The sequence below is a fragment of the Gallibacterium faecale genome (genome assembly GCF_027920745.1).
Lineage (GTDB): Bacteria > Pseudomonadota > Gammaproteobacteria > Enterobacterales > Pasteurellaceae > Gallibacterium > Gallibacterium faecale.
On record NZ_JAQIBB010000022.1, the window covers coordinates 1 to 2780 of the forward strand.

Here is a 2780-nt window from a genome sequence, read left to right on the forward strand (position 1 = left end):
AGATTAGCCCCTTTACTGTCTTATAAACTTTATTTTTCACTAAACCAGATCAAAGTTGCCATACGGCCAGTTTTGCCATCACGCCGATACGAAAAAAAGTTTTCTCGGTCGCTAAAGGTACAATATTTACCACCACTAATATTTTCAGCTAAGATGCCTGCTTTTTGTAAGCGTAAGCGTGCAAGTAGGTAGAGATTAGCAAAATACTTGCCTACATTTTGAGGATCAGGTTGAAACGCTTGTTTTGCAGTTGGATCTATTTGACAAAATGCAGTGAGGACATCTTCTCCGACTTGAAAAGCGGTTGGGCCAATCGCAGGTGCTAACCAGACGTTAATTTGATCAGGAGAGGATGTAAATTGAGCTAATGTATTTTCTAATACACCATGAGCTAAACCACGCCAGCCAGCATGAGCGGCGGCAACTTCTTTGCCATTATTTGCTGCAAAAAGAACTGGCAAGCAATCAGCGGTCATAATCAAGCAGACTTGGTTAGCTTGATTAGTATAACAAGCATCAGCAGTGAGATTATTATCGTTAAGATGTAACCGTTTTACAGTTGTGCCATGCACTTGTGTCAAAAAAGTTGGAAATTCAGGTAATTGAAATTGCTCAACTAATTGTTGGCGATTCTGTTGTACTAAGTCAGGATCATCGCCAACATGATCGCCTAAATTCAGCCCAGCAAATACGCCACAGCTATGACCACCGGGACGTAATGTGCTTAAAGCATGGATATTGGCTGGCACTTGCCAATTTGGATAAATTGCTTTCATTAATAATCTAGCTCGTCTTTATGTAATTCGTAATCAGTTTTTAATGCGTCAACTAATTCCACAAAATCTTCTGGTAAGGGAGCATACCATTCCATTAACTCACCAGTAATTGGGTGTTCTAAGCGTAGCATAATGGCATGTAATGCTTGACGTTGGAATTGACGCAATACAGTTAATAAAGCTTCACTTGCACCTTTTGGTGGTTTCGGTCTTCCGCCATAAGTTTGATCACCTAATAATGGGTGAGCAATATGTGCCATATGAACACGAATTTGGTGAGTTCTTCCTGTTTCGAGGCGTAATCGTAAGCGAGTGTAATTACGGAAGCGTTCCATAATTCGGTAGTGAGTTACCGCAGGTTTACCCATCGGATGAACTGCCATATGAGTACGCTTGGTTGGATGGCGAGCCATTGGCTGATCGACTGTACCACCTTTGGTCATAATACCGCTTGCAATGGCTTCATATTCACGGGTAATTTGGCGTTTTTGTAAAGCACGTACCAATTTTGTTTGTGCTTCAACTGTTTTAGCCACAACCATTAATCCTGTCGTATCTTTATCTAAACGATGTACAATTCCCGCACGAGGTACTTCCGCTATTGGTGGATAGTGATAGAGTAAACCATTTAAAACTGTATTATCAGGATTACCCGCGCCCGGATGTACCACTAAATCTTTTGTTTTATTGATTACCAGAATGTGGTCATCTTCATAAATAATGTCTAGTGGGACGTTTTGTGGCGTAAAACGGGTATCTTCTTCAATTTCAACTTGCATTACGATCTGTTCTGTACCAAACACTTTTTCTTTCGGTACTGTGACCACTTTACCATCAACTTGTACTAAACCAGCTTCAATCCAAATTTTTATTCGAGAACGGGAATATTCCGGAAACAATTCCGCTAAAGTTTGGTCTAATCGTTGGCCTAATTGACGAGGTTGAACCTCTGCCGTTAATTTAAGGTGTTCCATAGTGATAATAATTCCAGTAACATAAACATTTAATTATTTGCTGATACGCTATACAATAACAGCAAAGAATGATGTCAAAGTCGTGATTGTACCTTAACTATCAGCGAGTTTACAGATTGAAAATACATTGTGCGATGAATTCATCGAGCAACTCGTCCAATCAAATTGAGGATCTATAATGAGTATGAATAAGATAAAAGCGATAGCTGTCACTGCCTTATCTGCGTTGGTATTAACAGCTTGTTCCAACTCTAAAGAGCAAGTAGAACAGGCACCAGTTCAAGAGTTATACCAAAAAGCCCAAGATTATCTCCAAGATGAAAATTATCGCCAAGCTATTCGTTACCTTGAAGCCACAGACAACCGTTTCCCATATGGTGAATACGCACAACAAGCAGATTTAAATTTAATTTATGCATATTATCGTAGCGAAGATTATGTTAATGCCTTATCAACCGCTGATCGCTACTTACAAAAATATCCACAAGGCCCACATCTCGATTATGTATTATATATCGCAGGCTTAACCAATATGGCGTTGGGGGATAATTTATTCCAAGATTTCTTTGGGGTAGATCGTGCTTCACGTGAAACTAAACCAAGAGAAAATGCCTATGGAAATTTTGAAACATTAGTACGTTATTTCCCAAACAGTGAATATACTAAAGATGCGGTGCAACGGATGCAATATATCCGCGAAAGTTTAGCAAAACATCAATATGAAATAGCAGAGTTTTACCAAAAACGCCAAGCTTATGTTGCAGTGGTAAACCGTATTCAAGATATTTTATTACGTCAATATCCTGAAACAAGTTATGCGTATAAAGCATTGCCAATGTTACAAGAAGCCTATGCCGAGCTACATTTGGATAAACAAGCCAATGAAATTGCGAAAGTTTTAGCAAACCGTACTGAAAAAACATTCCCAGAATTAGAAAAACCGGAATCTGCGCCGGATGTGAAACCGCCATTGAAATAATCAATGGGTGAAAGTTTATCAAAGGTGTGAGAGCAATTTCACACCTTTTTT

Annotated in this window: 3 protein-coding genes; 1 reads left to right on the top strand and 2 read right to left on the bottom strand. The window is 39.2% G+C overall.

From position 1 onward, the window contains the following. Window positions 1-29 precede the first annotated feature (29 nt). Complete coding sequence (gene pgeF, locus PF272_RS01645) at window positions 30-776, bottom strand: peptidoglycan editing factor PgeF (protein ID WP_271141391.1); 747 nt, start codon at window positions 774-776, stop codon at window positions 30-32. Continuing rightward, window positions 776-1750, bottom strand: a complete 975-nt coding sequence (rluD, locus tag PF272_RS01650; RefSeq protein WP_271141392.1) for a 23S rRNA pseudouridine(1911/1915/1917) synthase RluD — start codon at window positions 1748-1750, stop codon at window positions 776-778. The genes pgeF and rluD overlap by 1 nt, the downstream gene beginning before the upstream one ends. Before the next feature lie 184 nt (window positions 1751-1934). Here rluD and bamD point away from each other — a divergent pair, with 184 nt between their 5' ends. Beyond that, window positions 1935-2729: an outer membrane protein assembly factor BamD gene (gene bamD, locus PF272_RS01655; protein ID WP_271141393.1), complete on the top strand. Its 795-nt coding sequence runs from the start codon at window positions 1935-1937 to the stop codon at window positions 2727-2729. Window positions 2730-2780: the final 51 nt, after the last annotated feature.